Here is a 16,629-nt window from a genome sequence, read left to right as displayed (position 1 = left end):
TTTTCTACTTACCCTTCATGGGCGTTGAACATGCTTTTCGCGTAGGTGATGCCCAGGCCGTAGCCGCCGCCGAACTTCTTGGCGATGCCGGTCGTCATGTCGTAGGTGTCACCGCGGGCCCAGTCGCGCTGCAGCTCCAGCAGGTATTGCAGCGACGTGATGGGGCGGGCGCCGGCCTGCACCATGCGCTCCATGGCGCGGTTGTGCGCTTCGGCGGAAATGTCGCCACTGGCGTCGGCGATCACGTACACCTCGAAGCCCTGGTCGATGGCCGACAGCGCTGGCCCGACGATGCAAACGCTGGTCCACAGGCCCGCCAGCACGATGCGCGGCTTGCCGATCTCGTTGATGCGGCGGATCACGGCCTCGTCTTCCCAGGTGTTCATCGACGTGCGGTCCAGCAGCGCCTGGCCGGGAAACGGTGCGGTCACCTCGTCGAACATCGGACCGCTGAAGCTCTTTTCCGCCACCGTGGTCAGGATGGTCGAGACCCCGAAGCCGGCCGCCGCGCTGGCCACCAGGCCGGCGTTGGAGCGCAGCGTGATCGCATCGATGGAGTGCGTGGCGAAGGCCATCTGCGACTGAAAGTCGATCATCACCAGCGTGTGGTCCTGCGGGTTGAGCAGCGTGGCGCCAGGGGTGGCGGTGGCGACAGGCTTGGCGGCGGCGTTGGTGCTGGTGTGGATGGCGGTCATGGCAAAACTCCTGGATGAATGAAGAGGAAGAGACAACAAAAAATGGGAAGCGGAATCGGAAGACGAAGGGCCGTGCGGAGGCTGCGGCGGGGCGGCGGTGTTGCCGCCCCTCACCGATCAATGCGGCATCACGGGCAGTTCGTTGGGGCGCAGGTCGAACACCAGCACTTCGGCGTCGTCGCCGTTGGCAAAGCGCAGAGCGCCAGCGTCGCGGATGCGGGCGCCGTCGCCTTCGTCCAGCAGTTCGCCGTTCACTTCCACGCTGCCGCGGGCCACGTGCACATACACGTTGCGGCCGGGGCCCACGTCGAGTTCGGCGGTTTCGTTGCCGTCGAACAGGCCGGCATAGACCCGGGCGTCCTGGTGCACGGCCAAAGAGCCGTCGGTGCCTTCTGGCGAGATGATCTGGCGCAGCCGGCCGCGCTTTTCAGCCTCGCTGAAATGCACCTGCTGGTAGCGGGGCGCGGCGCCGATCACGCCGGGCACGATCCAGATCTGCAGGAAGTGCACGGGCTCGTCGGCCGAGTGGTTGAACTCGCTGTGGCGCACGCCGGTGCCGGCGCTCATCATCTGCACGTCGCCAGGGCGGATGACCGAGCCGGTGCCCATCGAGTCCTTGTGCTCCAGCGCGCCTTCCAGCACGTAGGAGAAGATTTCCATGTCGCGGTGGGGGTGAGCGCCGAAGCCCTTGCCCGGAGCCACACGGTCGTCGTTGATGACCAGCAGGTCCGAGAAACCCTGCTGCTTGGCATCGCGGTAGTGACCGAACGAGAAGGTGTGGTGCGAATGCAGCCAGCCGTGGTTGGCGTTGCCGCGTTGGTGGGCTTTGCGAATGTCGAGCATGGTGCGTTTCCTTTCGGTGTCTTCGATGAAATTCACACTGTGGGCATCTCGCCGAAATCGCCTTGATTTCATTGGGCTTCAGTGCTGCGGTGAAGAAAGTATCTCGCGGCAGGCAGGGTCGCAGGTTGAAAGGTTTCACCATTCATCATCGATAATTTCGATGATTCAATTCCTCGCCTGCAAGCCATGCTGAAACTCACCCTTGAAGCCATCGAATTGGTGGACGCCATCGCCCGCCACGGCTCCTTCGCCGGCGCCTCCGAGCGGCTGCACAAGGTGCCCTCCACCATCTCGTACGCCATCGGCAAGCTGGAAGAGCAACTGGGCATCGCCCTCTTCACGCGCAACGGCCCGCGCGTGGCGCTCACGCCCGCGGGGCAGGAAATGCTGAAGGAAGGCCGCTGGCTGCTCACCGCCGCGCACCAGCTGGAATCGCGCATGCGGCAGATCGCCACGGGGTTCGAATCGGAGTTGCGGCTGGTGCACGACTCGCTCATCCCCACGAGCGCGTTCAACCAGGACATCTGCGCCTTCGAAGACCTGCACTGCGGCACGCGCCTGCGTATCGGCTGCGAGGCGCTCACCGGAACGTGGGAAGCACTGCGGGACGGCCGCGCCGACATCGTGGTGGCGGCGGGCGAAGGGCCGGCCGGCGGCGGCTACAAGGCAGTGGCCGTGGGGAGCCTGGCCTTCGTGTTCTGCGTGACCGCCACGCACCCGCTGGCGCAGCTGCAGCGCCCGCTGACCCGGGCCGACCTGCTGGACCACACGGCCGTGGTCGTGGGCGACGGCGCGCGGTCGCTCACCGACCGCACGGTGGGGCTGCAATCGGGCCAGCGCCGCATCACCGTGCCCTCCATGCAGGCCAAGATCGCCTGCCAGGCCGCGGGCCTGGGCCACGGCTTTCTGCCGCGCGCGTGCATTCGCGTGGAACTGGAGACAGGGGTGCTGGTGGAGCTGCCGGTGGAGGAACCGCGCCCCGACGAAACCTTCTGGCTCGCCTGGAAGCCCGAGCACATGGGCGAGGCGCTCAAGTGGTGGCGCCAGCGGCTGGACCGGCCGCTGTTGCCGGGCATCCTGCCGCAGTGAGGGAGGGGGGATAGCCCCGGTCGGCGCGGCAATTGCTATTTAATCAATAGCAATACACCCTAGAAGAATATGCGCTGGAGGCCGTTTTGACCTAAAACCCCTCCAGCATCCAAACGTTCGAGCGCCCGTTCAGTCCAGCAGCTTCAGCAGCGCATGCGCCGCAGGCTCGGACGACGCGGGGTTCTGCCCCGTCACCAGCAGGCCGTCGGTCAGCACGAACGGCGCCCAGTCGGGGCCCTTGGCGTATTGGCCGCCGCGCTCCTTGAGCATGTCTTCCACCAGGAAAGGCACGATCTTGGTGAGCTGCACGCCCTCTTCCTCGGTGTTGGTGAAGCCGGTCACCTTGCGGCCCTGCACCAGCGGCAGGCCGCCCACCGTCTTGGTGTGGCGCAGCACGCCGGGGGCGTGGCACACCAGCGCCAGGGGCTTGCGGTCGGCGAAGGTGTTTTCGATCAGCGCGATCGATTGGGCATCTTCCGCCAGGTCCCACAGCGGGCCGTGGCCGCCGGGGTAGAACACGGCGTCGAAGTCATCCGGGTTCATGCCGGACAGCGGCAGCGTGCTGGCCAGGTGCTTTTGCGCATCGGTATCGGCCTTGAAGCGGCGCGTGGCATCGGTCTGCGCATCGGGCTCGTCGCTCTTGGGGTCCAGGGGCGGCTGGCCGCCCTTGGGCGAAGCCAGCGTGATCTCGGCGCCCGCATCCTTGAACACGTAGTAGGGCGCGGCGAACTCTTCGAGCCAGAAGCCCGTCTTCTTGCCGGTGTCGCCCAGCTGGTCGTGGGAGGTGAGGACCATCAGGATTTTCTTTGCCATGGCTGTGCTTTCGTAAAGGGGTCGGACGACGAATGGGAATGGGAGGGGTAGCGCTGACACGATCGCCAGCCCGCAGTGGAGGCAGTTGGGGACGGCGCGCGCAAAAGGAAGAGACGCACCCTGCGAAAGAGGTGACGGAACGTCTCCGCCCCCAACTCACAGCGCGCCGCGCCGCGCCGGGCCACGCGGCCTTACAGCGCGGCTTCCAGCACGCGGCGGCTGACCTCGGGCGTGATGTCGCGGTGCTCGCCCAGCTTCACCATGCCGTGCGCCTCCAGCTGCGCCACCAGCGTGTTCACGCTCTCCGCTCCCACGCCGTAGGCCGACAGGCGGGTAGGAATGCCCATGCGCTCGAAGAAATCGCGGGTTGCGGCAATGGTGGCGTCGATGCGCTCGTCCTCAGAGCCAGTGCGAATGCCCCACACCCGCTCGCCGTACTGCAGCAGCTTGGCACGCTTGGGGCCGCGCTGTGCATCGAGCAGCGAAGGCAGCACCACGGCCAGCGTGCGCGCATGGTCGATGCCATGCAGCGCGGTGAGTTCGTGGCCGATCATGTGAGTGGCCCAGTCCTGCGGCACGCCGGCGCCGATCAGGCCGTTGAGCGCGAGTGTGGCCGTCCACATCAGGTTGGCGCGGTCTTCATACACCGGCTCGGGTGCGGCCAGGATGCGCGGGCCCACTTCGATCAGCGTCTGCAGAATGCCTTCGGCGAAGCGGTCCTGCACTGCGCCGTCCACGGGGTAGGTCAGGTACTGCTCTACCGTGTGCACGAAGGCGTCGACCACGCCGTTGGCCAGCTGCTGCGTCGGCAAGGTGTAGGTCTTGGTGGGGTCGAGCACCGAGAACACCGGATAGGTGTGCGCGCTGCCGAATGCCAGCTTGGCGCCCTTGGCGCGGTGCGTGATCACGCCGCCGTTGTTCATCTCGGAACCCGTGGCGGGCAAGGTGAGCACGGAGCCGAACGGCAGCGCGCGGGCGATGTTGGCGCCGCGCTTTTCCAGAATGGCCCACGGGTCGCCCGCTTCGAACGGCACGGCCGCGGCGATGAACTTGACCGCATCGATCACCGAACCGCCACCCACCGCGAGCAGAAAGTCGAAACCGCCTTCACGGATCTGCGCCACGGCATTCATCGACGTCTCGTAGCTCGGATTGGGCTCGATGCCCGCGAACGTCGCATGCTGGCGATCGCCCAGCGCCGCCCGCACCTCGGCCAGCGTGCCGGTCTTTTCGGCGCTGGCGCCACCGACCAGGATCAGCACCTTGGCCTGCGCCGGCACCAGCCGGTCCAGGTCGGCGATGCGGCCTTTGCCGAAGGCGATGTGGGTGGGGTTGTGGAAGTCGAAGTTCAGCATGGGGCTTTCCTTGAAGGTTTTATGAGGCAGCGCTGCGCGGTTGCCTGAACGCAGGCATACGGCTGAGTTGGGGACGAGTGCCAGTTTCTAAAGGCTCGCCCCGAATACAGGGTCCGGCAGACGCCCGGCCGGCAGCGACCCGACGCTAGGGAGCCGCTCGCTTGAAGGGAGCCACCCGAACGGAAATGCCCGCGCGCTGGCACTGATGGATGATCCGGTCCACCCAGGCCCGGTGCACGAGGAAAGTGCTCCCGCCCACTTGGTCCTGCGTGGCGACCACGTCGGTCTTCAAATTGACCGGGTTGGAATGGACAAGCCCTGCACCTTCGCTGGCGGGATCGTCCCGTGGCCCGCCGGGCAAGTTGGTGTAGGTGTAGATCCGGGCGCCCGTGGTCCACACCATCCAGATCGTGTCCTGCTCCTGCGGTTGTACCGCGTCGGCGGGCATTCGCTCCTGCACGAAGCAAAACCGGTTGGCGCGCTGGTTCTTGTGCTGCTTTCCCAGAAACGCCTTGAGGGTGTCCGTAGACGCGATGTGGTCGGCCTCAGGCTTTGAAAAAGCCGGGTCAACAGTGGCCGGCGAAGGACGCGGGGCCGAAACCTGGACCTGGGCGGTAGCGCCCAGGCTGACCAGGAGCAGCGCGATGGCGAAAACCTGTCGTCTTGCGCTGGGTCGGGCCATGCACGACACGGCGCCGGGAGCCCACTGCGATGGAGATTGCATGGGAATCTGTCGAGGAAATCAGGCTTTTCAGTTTAAAGCCGACAGCCGCCACACAGCCGGCCGCGAAAAAAGGGCTGCCGACGCCGATCTCCGGCGGTGACAGCCCTTTGCGGCGGATGCGGGGCCATCGGAGCCCCGGCAAAGAAAGGTCAATCCAGCTTTACGCCCGCCGTCTTGATGATCTCGCCCCACCGTTTGGCCTCAGAGCGAGCCATGGCGCGGAACTGCTCGGGCGTGCCGGCCAGGGGTTCCATGCCGAAATCCTGCATGCGCTTGACGACCGGGGGGCTGGCCAGGGCCTTGTTGACCTCGGCGTTCAGCCGGGCGACCAGCGCGGGGGGCAGGCCGGCGGGGCCGAGCACACCCTGGAAGGCATAGACCTCCGTGTTGGGCACGCCCGCTTCGGCCAGCGTGGGCACGTCGGGCAGGCCGGGAACGCGCTTGGCGGAGCCGATGGCCAGCGCGCGGACCTTGCCGGCCTGGATCACCGGCAGGCCGGCGGCCAGGTCGAGGAACATGCAGGGCACCTGCCCGCCCATCACGTCCTGCAGCGCGGGCGCGGCGCCGCGGTAGGGGATGTGCGTGAGGAAGGTCTGCGTGCGGTTCTTGAACATCTCCATCGCCAGGTGGTGCGGCGAGCCGTTGCCGGGCGAGGCGTAGTTGAGCTTGCCGGGGTTGGCGCGGGCGTAGGCGAGCAGGTCCTTGACGGTCTTGGCCTCGAAGGCCGGGTGCACCACCAGGGCGAGCGGGAACCGGCTCAGGCCGCCGATGTAGGTGAAGTCTTTTTCCGGGCTGAACGGCAGCTTGCTGAACAGGTGCTCGTTGTAGGCCAGCAGGGCGTTGTCGGCCGACATGAGCGTGTAGCCGTCGGGCTTGGCGGTGGCGACCAGTTGCGCGCCGATGTTGGTGGACGCGCCGGGGCGGTTGTCCACCACGATCTGCTGGCCCAGCGGGCCGCGCAGGGCCTCGGCCACGGTGCGGGCCAGCACGTCGGTGCCGCCACCGGCCGGGTACGGCACGACCCAGCGGATGGGCTGGCTGGGGTAGTCGGACTGGGCATAGGCAGCAGCCCAGGGCATGGCGGCGCCGGCGGTGGCGCCCGCTGCGGCAAGGGCGTTCTTGAGCAGGGTTCTGCGGTGCATGGTTTGTCTCCTCTTTGGGATGGGTCGGGAATCGTGTGGAAGTGGTGAACGAGGAAAAAAGAAAAGGGCCGCAAAGTGCCCAGACCTTTTTCAGAGATGCTATTAAATATATAGCGCAATACCGTGGATTTCATTGCGCTGGAGCCTCTTTTGGCTTGGAATCGTTGGCAGCCGGCCGAGTGCGGCGCGCATCGTCCGGGGGCGCGGCGAACTCCACGCGCTGCACCCGAAAGCCCTGCTTTGCCATCAATGCCGGCAGCCCCTGCGGGCCGACCAGGTGCAGCGCGCCCACGGCAGCGAACACCGTGTGCCCGGCGGCATGCTCGGCGGCGATGCCACGCGCCATGGCGGGGTTGCGGGCGTCCACCAGTTGCCGGTATTCGGCCTGCTCGGCCTCGGTGGCAAGGCATTCGCACCACTGCGGATAGGTCTGCAGGGTGTTCAGCCGCCCATCGGCCCAGGCACGGGTGAGCGTGGCGATGGAGCGCTGGGCTTGTCCGCCATCGAGCTGGTCGAGCGCGGATTCCACGGCGGCGGCAGTGCGGGCCGGGTCGTCGGAGGTCAGCAGGCGGATCTGCTGCTCGGGCGTTTCCAGCGCCACGATGGGTTTGCCGCCAGCCTTGGCCATGCCGGCGATGACGGCGTCGATGCCGTAAGCCATGTCCACGCCCGAGGTGCGCGCCGACTGCCCCACCAGCGTGGCCACCTGCAGTTCAGGCCGCAGCCGCGCCAGCGTGGGCGCCATGCAGGCCGCCTCGGCATGCGCGGCCAGCCGCTGGGCCAGCGCGGGCGGCAGCGGTGCCGCACCGGGCGGCGCCACCATGGCGGCCTGCAGCGCTTGCATGACTTTCGGGTCGAGCAGGTCGAGCTCCAGCGCCACGCGGTCGGAGGCCATCACGGCTTCGCGCACCTTGGTGCCGGGGAACATCCAGCCACGTTCGGCCGCGTGCACGGTGCCGTAGAGCCAGCTGGTGCGCCCATTTTTTTCGATGCGCCACAGCAGGCCGCGGTCGCGCGCATTGCGCGCCGCCTGGTGCAGCTCGGCCGGATCGAACGGGGCCGCCTCCGGCGGACAGGATCGAACGGCCGAAACTGCAGGCGATGCGGCAGAAGGCGCAGGCGCGGAAGCGGGCTGCGCCAACCCCTGCGCCGTCACCGCCAGGGGCAGCGCCAGCCATGCCGCCAACGCCAGCCGGGCCAGCCCTGCACGGGTCGTCATTGCGGGGCCGCGATGTTCTGGTCGATGGCACCGAACAGGCTCTGGCCCGCCTTGTTCTTCATTTCGATGCGGATGGTGTCGCCGAACTTCATGAACTCGGTGGAAGGCTTGCCGTCCTGAATGGTTTCGATGCAGCGCTTTTCGGCGATGCAGCTGTAGCCCTTGGGCCATTCGGTGCGGCCGTTCTGTTCCACACCGCGGTTGCTGACCGTGCCGCTGCCGATGATCGAACCCGCCCGCACGTTGCGCGTCTTGGCCACGTGGGCGATGAGCTGGCCGAAGTGGAAGGTCATCTCCGGGCCGGCATCGCACATGCCGACCTTGCGGCCGTTCCAGGTCGATTGCAGCGTGAGGTGCACGCGGCCCTGGTCCCAGGCGTCGCCCAGTTCGTCGAGCGTGATGGCGACCGGGCTGAACGCGGTGGCGGGCTTGGACTGGAAGAACCCGAAGCCCTTCGCCAACTCGGCTGGAATGAGGTTGCGCAGCGAGACGTCGTTGGCCAGCATGACCAGACGGATGCCTTCCAGCGCCTGATCGGGCGTGGCGCCCATCTTCACGTCGCCGGTGACGACCGCGATCTCGGCCTCGAAGTCGATGCCCATGGCCTCGCTGGGCACGATCACGTCTTCGCGCGGGCCGATGAAGTCGTCGCTGCCGCCCTGGTACATGAGCGGGTCGCTATAGAAGCTGTCCGGCACCTCGGAGTTGCGCGCTTTTCGCACCAGTTCGACGTGGTTGATGTATGCGGAGCCATCCGCCCACTGGTAAGCGCGCGGCAGCGGGGCCATGCACTGGGCCGGATCGAAGGGAAAGGCGTGGGGGGCGCGGCCGGCGTTCAACTGGTCGTACAGGTCTTGCAGTTGGGGCGACAGGAAGCCCCAATCGTCCAGGACCTGCTGCAGGTGGCTCGCGATGCCGGTCGCATAATGGGCCGTGCCCAGGTCGCGGGAGACGACGACCAGCTGGCCGTCGCGGGAGCCATCTTTGTAGGTGGCGAGTTTCATAGGGCTCAGACCTCTTGTCTTCCACCGCGCACCGCGCCATTGCCCGGCACGAATTACGAATGGTTAAATTGATTTAACTAAACAAAACTCTGGAAATTCTAGTGCAGATGGACAAGGAACGGGCAGGCATACAGTCGGTGGAAGTCGGCTTCGCCCTGCTGGAGGGGCTGACCCGCTCGCGCGGGCCGCTCATGCTCAAAGACCTCGCCGCCACGGCCGGCATGAGCGCCGCCAAGGCGCACCGCTACCTCGTGAGCTTCCAGCGCCTGGGCCTGGTGGCGCAAGACCCTGGCACGGCGCGCTACGACCTGGGGCCGGCGGCCCTCAAACTGGGACTGGCCTCGCTCGCACGGCTCGACGCGATGCGCCTGGCGCGCGAACGCATGCCCGCGCTGATGGACACCATCGGCCACACCCTGGCCCTGGCCGTGTGGGGCAACCGGGGACCGACCATCGTCCACTGGGAAGAATCGCCCCAGGCCGTGACCGCCAACCTGCGCCTGGGCGACGTGATGCCGCTGCTGGCCTCCGCCACGGGGCGCTGCTTTTGCGCCCATCTGCCCCGCGAGACCACAGCCGCGCTGCTGAAGGAAGAGCTGGCCCATGCCGCCAAGCTCGGCCGCACCGACCTGCCCGCCGATGCAGCAGCCGTCGATGCCCTGCTGCACGAAGTGCGCGAGCGCGGCTCGGCCCGCGTGGTGGACACGCTGCTGCCGGGCATCGTCGCGTTCTGCGCGCCGGTGTTCGACGCCGACGGCCACCTGGCGCTGGGCATCACCACGCTGGGCTCGATCGCCACCTTCGATCCCGCCTGGGGCGGCGCCATCGATGCGCCGCTGCGCGCCGCAGCCCGGGCCCTGTCGAGCGACCTGGGCCACGGCTGCGCATGACCGGCACCGGACTCCAGCCACTCTGTCCTCGAGAGCCGGCGCTGCCGGCCACCCACTGCGGGCGCCGCTGAAGCCATGCCGCGCCGCGTTCTCGCCCTGTTGACCCTGGTGGTGCTGGCCGTGCACGCCTGGGTGCTGCAAGGCCTGCCCCTGGGCGGCGGTCGGGAGCGCGGGGCGCCGGTGCGCATGGCGTTCCACACCCGCACCCTGCCTCCACCGCCCACGCCGGTACCCGCACCCGAAGCGCCGGCAGACGCTGCGGCGGCCCCAGCGCAGCCGCCGGCTGCCGCTGCCAAACCGAAGCCCCGGCCAGTCCCTGCGCGCAAGCCGGCCGCCCCTAAAACCCAGACGCCGCCCCAGACACCCGAACCGTCGCCGGCCGCCGACGACACCGCCCCCGCCGACACGTCCCAGACCGCGCCCACCGCCATGGCGCAGGCGGCAACGCCGGGGCCGGAGGGCACCGATTCGGGGTCACCTGACACGCCCATCGCAGCGGCCGCACCTCCGGCGGTGGCAGCCTCTGCCGCTTCCGCCCCCCAGGAAGCGCCCGCGGCCCCGCTCGCCAGCGCCTCGGCATCCGCCGATCCCGCGCAGGACAGCAGCGCCGGCGTGGATATCCGGCCTCCCGGCGCCGGCAGCAACACCGCCAGCACCACGCCACCGCCCGCGCGCCTGCCCGACCCGGTCCGCCTGGAGTTCGAAGTGAACGGCCAGGCCAAGAAGTTCAACTACCGCGCCAGCGCCGAATTGCTGTGGCGCCACGACGATACGCGCTACGAGGCGCGACAGGAGATCAAGGCGTTCCTGATCGGCGCACGCTCGCAGACCAGCACAGGCCAGGTAACGGCTTCGGGGCTGCAGCCCGAGCGCTTCGGCGACAAGGCCCGCAGCGAGCAGGCGGCGCACTTCAACTTCGGCCAGGGGCGCGTCACCTTCAGCGCCAACACGCCCCAGGCCGCCATCGGCGCGGGCGCGCAAGACCGGCTCAGCGTATTCATCCAGCTGGGCGCCCTGCTGGCGGCGGCCCCGGAGCGCTATCCCGATGGCACCCAGATCACCCTGACCACGGTGGGCGCGCGCTACGCCGACCGCTGGACCTTCACCGTGGAAGGCACCGAGATGCTGGACCTGCCCCGCGGCGCCACCCCGGCACTCAAGCTCCAGCGACTGCCGCGCAAGGAATACGATCAGAAGGCCGAACTGTGGCTCGCGCCCTCCCTGGGCTTTCTGCCGGCGCGCATCCGCATCACCCAATCCAACGGCGACTTCGCCGATCTGCGCCTGAGTGCCAACTCACCGCCCTGATCGATTCCCTCACCGCGCGCGGCGCAGGGCGCGAAAGCCTGTGCGGTTTCGCCCACATGTGCGTGGGACAGTGCGGTCACTTCGTACTCAGGGCCGTCTGAAGCAGGGTTTCATGAAATACTGTTCTCACGCACCCAGCGGGTTTTTACCGACCCACGGATGCGCCAGGGCTTGAACTTCCCGACCTGGGTGGCCATCTGACAGAAACGAACCGACAGAGGAACACCATGCACATGCTCTATGACTCCGAAACCTTTGTGGTGGTCCACATGCAGCCGGATGCCAACGCAAACGGCGCCCCCAAAGGCTGGCCCACCCCGCCCCAGCTCTCGCGCCACGGATTCGAAATCGTGGACAAGCGCTCCGGCAAAGAGGTGTACCTGGACGGCTCCTGGGCTGAAATGTTCCAGCAGCAGATCCTGGCCTGGCAGCGCGACACCCCGACGCAGGAAGAAGTGGAAGACACGCTCGATGGCTATGTCGGGTTGGCGCAGAACCCGGTCGTGGTGCACTGACCGAGCCACCCATCGAAACGCACCGACACCGCGTGCGCTATTTACGGGCGCCTGGGATCGCTGCGCTGAACCCAGTCGGCACCCGAGCGAGTGAGCCGATATCGCTGGTTTCTGCTGTTCGGTTTGTCCGGCATCGTCATTTCCACCAGGCCACCAGCCAGCGCAGGCGACAGATACGCCTTGCGAAAATGCTCCGCATGCTTGAGGCCCACGGCCTCCATCAACGAGGCGCGGGGCATTTCCCCTTCGAGCACACCAAGGAGCCGCGCGACTTCCGCGGTGACTTCCGCGGTGACTTCCGCGGCCCGGGATTTGGCCGAAGGATGAATGGGCAGCCTCACCACGAATGACAACCGCTCTTCGTCGGTTTCGAAGACTGGCAGCGGCGACCCGTTGGTGCGCATCGCCTTGAGAATTTTCGGGATGCCCGTCGCGCGCCCCTCCGTGAGTCGGAGCTCCTTCAGAAACTCACCGATGCGCCGGTTGCGGTAGCGGCGACTGACGGCGCGTACCGCCTGCAAATCCTCCATGCGCACCGAACGATCGGGTCCGGGATAACTCAGGATCACCAACTCCTGCGGACTGATACGGACCTCCACCGGATCGCGGCTCTCGTAGGTGCGGTGATATACCGCGTTCACCAGGGCTTCCTCTACCGCCGCGAATGGAAAATTCCAGGCCCTCGTTGCCTCGGCGCGCTGTGAGTGCTTGGTCACCGTTTCATACAGGTAATTGCGCCGCAGGTATTCGAGCGCCTCCCGGGTCATTTGCGACAACGGGCCTTTGAAAGACTTTTCGACGATGACATCACCATCGGAACCTTGGGGGAACGCCACCACATCCACCTGCGCTCCGGGAACGAAGTGAGTGGGCTGATCGCTGAAGAAAAGCAATCCCACGTTCCTGGGCCACGGCGATTCATCGGGCCCACCCACCACATTCATCTGCCGCCCGAGCGCTTCGACCGACAAGTCTGCCGCATCGGCAGCCAAGGCACTGTCCACCTCCTGCAAAAAGGCCTGCATCAGCGGTTTGGACAGCACACTGACCGAAGCGGCCTGATGAAACCGATCATCCCAAGGCACCTTTGCCGCCAGGCTCAACAACTCCTGCTCCACCTCGCCCTTGGCTTGCACGGTGCTGCTGTAGCGGCGAATGTAGTGGTGCCAGACCTTGTGCCTGGACGTCACAGCCTCTGGCGCTTTGTAGGGCCGATTCTGTCCGCCAGGGGCCCAGAGCACGATGAGATGGCGGTCCTGCACCACCTCAACGCTCAACACCGGAAAGTACAGCGGCTGTATCAACTGGCATGCGGCCAGCAGTTCCTGCTGGATCTTGTCGAGCTGATTTTCAGCCAACCCTTTGGGCGGAAAGACGGGCTGGCCGTTGGCATCGCAGTCCTGCCCGATCACCACATAGCCGCCGCCCAGGTTCTCGAAATCATTGGCAAAGGCGCACAGCGTGCGAACGATGGCATCCGGGTTCCAGCCCTCTTTGTATTCAATGCGTTCGCCCTCCACCGTGCGCTGCAGCAGCAGATCGTTCAGGTTGATGGGCGTGGGCTGGAGCATGGTCCGGTCAATCTAGCATGCCGTCTGCAGCGCCTCGGCACCGCCCTATCCGGCCGGTGAATGCCTTGCATAAATCCACCGGTACAGCGGCGCTACCAGCAGCAGCACGGCGATCAGCCGGCACACCTGGAAGGCCGTCACCACCGGCACGCCCAGTTGCAGCACCTTCGCGGTGATCGACATCTCGGCGATGCCGCCCGGTGCCGACGCCAGCACCATCGTCACCCAGTGCAGCCCGGTGGTCCACGAAAGGCCCACGGCGAACAAGGCACACACGCCCAGCAGCACCAGCGTGCCGATCGCGACCGAGCCCAGCCAGCGCGGCGCGGTCTGCAGGAAGCCGGGACGAAACCGCACGCCCAGGCTGACGCCGATCACCAGTTGCGCCGCGTTGACCAGCGCCTGCGGTACGGCCGACAGCACGATGCCCGCCATGGCCAGGCCCATCGACACCACCAGAGCGCCCATGAACCAGGGATTGGCACGGCCCAGCCGCTCCATGACCAGTGCACCCACGCCGGTAAGCCCGGCGAACAGCGCCAGGCCCTGCACATCGACTGCACGCACGGAAGGCGGCAGCGTATCCAGCCCCTGCAATCCGCTGAACTGCAGCGCGAACGGAATGGTCACCGTCACGATTACCAGCCGCAGGCTGTGGCTGGCAGCGACGAGGTCGGTGCGCGCGTGTTCGCGCTCGGCCAGGAGCGTCATCTCCGACGCCGCGCCGATGGCGCCCGAAAAATAGCTGGTGGCGCGCAGCAGCGGCGTCGGCACGCCCTGCAAATGCGGTGCGTGCACGCGATACAGCCATGCGCCGAACAGCCATCCGCAAAACAGTGCCCAGGCCACTCCCAACACAATCGCCCACCACAGCCCCGCGACGAGTGCCGTCACCTGCGGCGTGAAATACAGCCCCAGCGCCGCGCCGAGCGTCCACTGCCCCGCATTGCGCAGCCGACGCGAACTGTCCGTGGGTGCGCCCGCGATGGACAGCAAGGCGGTGGCGATCAGCGGGCCAAGCATCCAGGGCAATGGCGTCTTGAGGGCCAGGCACAGCGCAGCGGCGGTGGTGGCGAGAGCGAGAGTAAAAAGGATGCGGACGGGCGAAGAAAAAAGCATCGACGATGAAGAGTGCGAAGGCGGGAAAACCTGGGAGCGGACAGTATCGCCCCGCAAGGCGCCATCGGTTAAGACACTTGCAGCCACAAGGGTGGAATGACCAATGCCACCGTCTTTATTGCCTCTTATGCTATTTATTTAATAGCAAATGATTCATGGCAGCACCTCCACCCCCTGCTCAGGGGCGAGGCGCATTGGGCCGGAGAAGCCCTCCATAGGTGCCAGGTCTCGCTCCCGCCAGAGCCTCCAAGGCGCTTTCCAGAGAAGCATGCAGGAACACGTACCCCTCAGAAACCGCACGCCGGGGCACAGCATGCTGCCCGCACAGCAAAAGCTCGGACATTTCACCCAATGCCGAGCGCAAGGGCCCAGCGGGCACTCGCAGAAACACCCGCCTTCCGAAAGACGCAGAAATGGCCTCGGTGAATCGCCGTTGACAAGGCACATCCGGCGCCACGGCATTGACAGGGCCAGACACGCCAGGATGCGTCATGGCGTGATGGATCATGCCCACCGCATCGGCCCGATGGATCCATGGCACGCTTTGCTGGCCATCGCCGAGCACAGCCCCCAGCCCCATCCGGGCCGCCCAGGCCAGCGGCGGATACGCCCCACCCTGCTGCCCCAAGACAATGCCGAACCGCAGGCACACCGTTCGGATGCCCAAGGCCTGGGCATAGCCTGCTTCGCTTTCAACCTGGGCGCACAAGTCCGACTGAAACCGCCCTGGCTGCGGTGGGCTGCGTTCATCCAAGGGGGAGCTATCGGCCGGCACGCCATAGAAGCCCACCGCAGACGCGCTGACCAGTACTTCGGGCCGATGGTGCAGGCGCTGCACCAAGGCGAGCACCTGCCGTGCAGTTGCCACACGGCTCATCACCAGTTGCCTGCGCCGTCCATTGGCCCATGGCATGCCCAGCACCGGGGTTCCGGCCAGGTGAACCACTGCACCGATGCAGGTTTCGCTCGGAATGTCGTCCAAGCGATCCAGGGCCCATACCTGGGGGCCGAAGGTCGCGCGGGCCTGAAGAGGATCCCGGGTATAGACGATCACCCGACGCCCCTGCGCTTGCAGGCGGCGCACCAGAGCCGTCCCGATGAATCCCGTTCCCCCGGTCACCAGGACCGCAGGACCGTGTGCCGCAGGCAAAGGCCCGTCCGATTGCACGGCAGCCCTGAGCCGGGCCACTGCGATCACGTTGCGCAGGCTCCAGACCAGCACGACCGCACCCGCCACGGTGAAAAGCCAGGACCACATTCCATGCTCGACGCCCACCACGGCACTGGGCAGGGCGGCATGCGCCGCAAAAAGCGGAGCGATCACGCCCACCAACACCCCATAGCTCACTGCGAGCAGCGTATGGAGCACGCGCTCGACGGGGGGCAGGCGGCGACTGCGGTCTTCTTCCAGAAAATCTGCCGCCGTGATCACGATCTCCACAGCCAGCAACACCGTTGGCAGCAGCACCCACCAACCCTGCCACTGCACCCATGCGAATCCCAGGAAAAGAAAACCATAGATGGCCTCGCGTGCGGCATGCAAGGCCAGTTCGTGGCGCGCCGAAGTGCGCTGGGGAAGGCGTGCGGCCAACTCGTGGTGCCAGAAGTTGTCGAACGCGCCCATCAGGGCCTGCACAGTCAATACGATGAAAACGACAGTCATGAAAGCGACTCCTCGGGATCGGTGAACACACCGGTTTGAAAGAAGGTGCAACCCCAGAACGGATGGACCATTTCCAGGGTGAAGCGGAAAGTCCCCCGCCCTTCGTCGCGGTGCTCGACACGGCACCGGCCAGGGGTGAGCCATGCGGGAATGGGGCAGCAGAAGGGACCCAGCGCCAAGAAATAGCGCCGGCTGTAGAACACCAGAGCTCCCTCTTCCACGGCCACATCGAGGTCCATGGAAAGGCCGCTGCTCGTACGCTCTTGCAACCCGCCCTGGGGGCCGCGCATCTTGGTGGACCGCACGACACTGCTGTCGCGATCGCCGGGCAAGCACAAATGCCGCTCCCACACCACGCCGCCTTGTGCGTTGCAGAACACGCGCACTTGTGCGGGCACGCTGTCCTCATCGACATTCAACAGCGGTCCGCCGAAGCGTTGCGACGCCCACGCAAACCACCGGCCCATGCCGGATCGCCGCAGCGCCAAAGTGCCGTGATAGCACGCGTCGGCATGGTTCGCCGCGAAGCGGCGCCGAATGGCAGGAGACAGCTGGAGCCATTGCGATGGGCTAACGAAGCTCGCCAGATCCAGAGGTTCTGCGGTGTCTTTGGCAAGCGGTAGCGGGAGGTGAGCGACAGTCTTCATGCGTACTAAACCGCACGTTGCATGCCAACCTG

At 66.6% G+C, this 16,629-nt stretch carries 16 protein-coding genes; 4 read left to right on the top strand and 12 right to left on the bottom strand.

Going from position 1 to position 16,629, the window contains the following annotated elements; translation table 11 throughout:
- Positions 1-8 precede the first annotated feature (8 nt).
- Positions 9-695: a hydrolase gene (locus BLT03_RS16695; protein ID WP_092744888.1), complete on the bottom strand. Its 687-nt coding sequence runs from the start codon at positions 693-695 to the stop codon at positions 9-11.
- A gap of 117 nt (positions 696-812) precedes the next feature.
- Positions 813-1,538, bottom strand: a complete 726-nt coding sequence (locus BLT03_RS16690; RefSeq protein ID WP_092744947.1) for a pirin family protein — start codon at positions 1,536-1,538, stop codon at positions 813-815.
- Positions 1,539-1,724: 186 nt separating this feature from the next.
- Between BLT03_RS16690 and BLT03_RS16685 the strand changes: the two genes are divergently transcribed.
- The gene (locus BLT03_RS16685; RefSeq protein WP_092744887.1) at positions 1,725-2,627 is read left to right on the top strand and encodes a LysR family transcriptional regulator; all 903 of its coding nucleotides are present in this window, start codon (positions 1,725-1,727) and stop codon (positions 2,625-2,627) included.
- Between the two features lie 129 nt (positions 2,628-2,756).
- Here BLT03_RS16685 and BLT03_RS16680 read toward each other — a convergent pair whose 3' ends face one another.
- The 6 genes from BLT03_RS16680 to BLT03_RS16655 form a co-directional block, all read right to left on the bottom strand.
- The gene (locus tag BLT03_RS16680; protein WP_092744886.1) at positions 2,757-3,440 is read right to left on the bottom strand and encodes a type 1 glutamine amidotransferase domain-containing protein; all 684 of its coding nucleotides are present in this window, start codon (positions 3,438-3,440) and stop codon (positions 2,757-2,759) included.
- A gap of 191 nt (positions 3,441-3,631) precedes the next feature.
- Complete coding sequence (locus BLT03_RS16675) at positions 3,632-4,795, bottom strand: iron-containing alcohol dehydrogenase (RefSeq protein ID WP_092744885.1); 1,164 nt, start codon at positions 4,793-4,795, stop codon at positions 3,632-3,634.
- A gap of 145 nt (positions 4,796-4,940) precedes the next feature.
- On the bottom strand, positions 4,941-5,519 hold the full coding sequence (locus BLT03_RS16670) for a hypothetical protein (protein WP_139160428.1): 579 nt from the start codon (positions 5,517-5,519) through the stop codon (positions 4,941-4,943).
- A gap of 149 nt (positions 5,520-5,668) precedes the next feature.
- Positions 5,669-6,661 carry a Bug family tripartite tricarboxylate transporter substrate binding protein gene (locus BLT03_RS16665; RefSeq protein ID WP_092744883.1) on the bottom strand — a complete coding sequence of 331 codons (993 nt, stop codon included), beginning with the start codon at positions 6,659-6,661 and terminating at the stop codon, positions 5,669-5,671.
- Positions 6,662-6,791: 130 nt separating this feature from the next.
- A complete protein-coding gene (locus BLT03_RS16660; protein ID WP_092744882.1) occupies positions 6,792-7,880 on the bottom strand; it encodes a TraB/GumN family protein in 1,089 nt (362 codons plus the stop codon).
- Positions 7,877-8,884, bottom strand: a complete 1,008-nt coding sequence (locus BLT03_RS16655) for a fumarylacetoacetate hydrolase family protein (RefSeq protein ID WP_092744881.1) — start codon at positions 8,882-8,884, stop codon at positions 7,877-7,879. Before BLT03_RS16655 ends, BLT03_RS16660 begins: the two co-directional genes overlap by 4 nt.
- Before the next feature lie 107 nt (positions 8,885-8,991).
- On the opposite strand from BLT03_RS16655, the gene BLT03_RS16650 reads away from it, so the two are divergent.
- The 3 genes from BLT03_RS16650 (at position 8,992) to BLT03_RS16640 (ending at position 11,597) form a co-directional block, all read left to right on the top strand.
- Complete coding sequence (locus BLT03_RS16650) at positions 8,992-9,774, top strand: IclR family transcriptional regulator (RefSeq protein ID WP_092744880.1); 783 nt, start codon at positions 8,992-8,994, stop codon at positions 9,772-9,774.
- 75 nt (positions 9,775-9,849) lie between these two features.
- Positions 9,850-11,082 (top strand): DUF3108 domain-containing protein, encoded by a 1,233-nt coding sequence (locus tag BLT03_RS16645; RefSeq protein WP_092744879.1) that lies wholly within the window; start codon positions 9,850-9,852, stop codon positions 11,080-11,082.
- 227 nt (positions 11,083-11,309) lie between these two features.
- Entirely contained in the window at positions 11,310-11,597 is a 288-nt protein-coding gene (locus tag BLT03_RS16640; protein ID WP_092744878.1) for a BTH_I0359 family protein, read from the top strand.
- Positions 11,598-11,638: 41 nt separating this feature from the next.
- On the opposite strand, the gene BLT03_RS16635 is transcribed toward BLT03_RS16640, so the two are convergent.
- The 4 genes from BLT03_RS16635 to BLT03_RS16620 form a co-directional block, all read right to left on the bottom strand.
- Positions 11,639-13,168 (bottom strand): RNA/DNA-binding domain-containing protein, encoded by a 1,530-nt coding sequence (locus tag BLT03_RS16635; protein ID WP_092744877.1) that lies wholly within the window; start codon positions 13,166-13,168, stop codon positions 11,639-11,641.
- A 45-nt stretch (positions 13,169-13,213) separates the two neighbouring features.
- The gene (locus BLT03_RS16630) at positions 13,214-14,287 is read right to left on the bottom strand and encodes an AbrB family transcriptional regulator (protein ID WP_092744876.1); all 1,074 of its coding nucleotides are present in this window, start codon (positions 14,285-14,287) and stop codon (positions 13,214-13,216) included.
- A 178-nt stretch (positions 14,288-14,465) separates the two neighbouring features.
- The gene (locus BLT03_RS16625) at positions 14,466-15,950 is read right to left on the bottom strand and encodes a TIGR01777 family oxidoreductase (RefSeq protein ID WP_092744875.1); all 1,485 of its coding nucleotides are present in this window, start codon (positions 15,948-15,950) and stop codon (positions 14,466-14,468) included.
- A complete protein-coding gene (locus BLT03_RS16620) occupies positions 15,947-16,597 on the bottom strand; it encodes a DUF4166 domain-containing protein (RefSeq protein ID WP_092744874.1) in 651 nt (216 codons plus the stop codon). Before BLT03_RS16620 ends, BLT03_RS16625 begins: the two co-directional genes overlap by 4 nt.
- Positions 16,598-16,629 lie beyond the last annotated feature (32 nt).

It is taken from the genome of Paracidovorax valerianellae (assembly GCF_900102625.1).
In the GTDB taxonomy this organism is placed as follows: domain Bacteria; phylum Pseudomonadota; class Gammaproteobacteria; order Burkholderiales; family Burkholderiaceae_C; genus Paracidovorax; species Paracidovorax valerianellae.
This window is presented reverse-complemented; position numbering and strand designations above follow the sequence as displayed.

Excerpts from the sequence above, each read along its gene's own strand:
- BLT03_RS16665 (WP_092744883.1), bottom strand. The coding sequence starts at position 6,661 with ATGCACCGCAGAACCCTGCTCAAGAACGCCCTTGCCGCAGCGGGCGCC.
- BLT03_RS16670 (WP_139160428.1), bottom strand. The coding sequence starts at position 5,519 with ATGCAATCTCCATCGCAGTGGGCTCCCGGCGCCGTGTCGTGCATGGCC.
- BLT03_RS16630 (WP_092744876.1), bottom strand. The coding sequence starts at position 14,287 with ATGCTTTTTTCTTCGCCCGTCCGCATCCTTTTTACTCTCGCTCTCGCC.
- BLT03_RS16690 (WP_092744947.1), bottom strand. The coding sequence starts at position 1,538 with ATGCTCGACATTCGCAAAGCCCACCAACGCGGCAACGCCAACCACGGC.
- BLT03_RS16640 (WP_092744878.1), top strand. The coding sequence starts at position 11,310 with ATGCACATGCTCTATGACTCCGAAACCTTTGTGGTGGTCCACATGCAG.
- BLT03_RS16685 (WP_092744887.1), top strand. The coding sequence starts at position 1,725 with ATGCTGAAACTCACCCTTGAAGCCATCGAATTGGTGGACGCCATCGCC.
- BLT03_RS16625 (WP_092744875.1), bottom strand. The coding sequence starts at position 15,950 with ATGACTGTCGTTTTCATCGTATTGACTGTGCAGGCCCTGATGGGCGCG.
- BLT03_RS16620 (WP_092744874.1), bottom strand. The coding sequence starts at position 16,597 with ATGAAGACTGTCGCTCACCTCCCGCTACCGCTTGCCAAAGACACCGCA.
- BLT03_RS16655 (WP_092744881.1), bottom strand. The coding sequence starts at position 8,884 with ATGAAACTCGCCACCTACAAAGATGGCTCCCGCGACGGCCAGCTGGTC.
- BLT03_RS16675 (WP_092744885.1), bottom strand. The coding sequence starts at position 4,795 with ATGCTGAACTTCGACTTCCACAACCCCACCCACATCGCCTTCGGCAAA.
- BLT03_RS16650 (WP_092744880.1), top strand. The coding sequence starts at position 8,992 with ATGGACAAGGAACGGGCAGGCATACAGTCGGTGGAAGTCGGCTTCGCC.
- BLT03_RS16680 (WP_092744886.1), bottom strand. The coding sequence starts at position 3,440 with ATGGCAAAGAAAATCCTGATGGTCCTCACCTCCCACGACCAGCTGGGC.
- BLT03_RS16635 (WP_092744877.1), bottom strand. The coding sequence starts at position 13,168 with ATGCTCCAGCCCACGCCCATCAACCTGAACGATCTGCTGCTGCAGCGC.
- BLT03_RS16660 (WP_092744882.1), bottom strand. The coding sequence starts at position 7,880 with ATGACGACCCGTGCAGGGCTGGCCCGGCTGGCGTTGGCGGCATGGCTG.
- BLT03_RS16645 (WP_092744879.1), top strand. The coding sequence starts at position 9,850 with ATGCCGCGCCGCGTTCTCGCCCTGTTGACCCTGGTGGTGCTGGCCGTG.
- BLT03_RS16695 (WP_092744888.1), bottom strand. The coding sequence starts at position 695 with ATGACCGCCATCCACACCAGCACCAACGCCGCCGCCAAGCCTGTCGCC.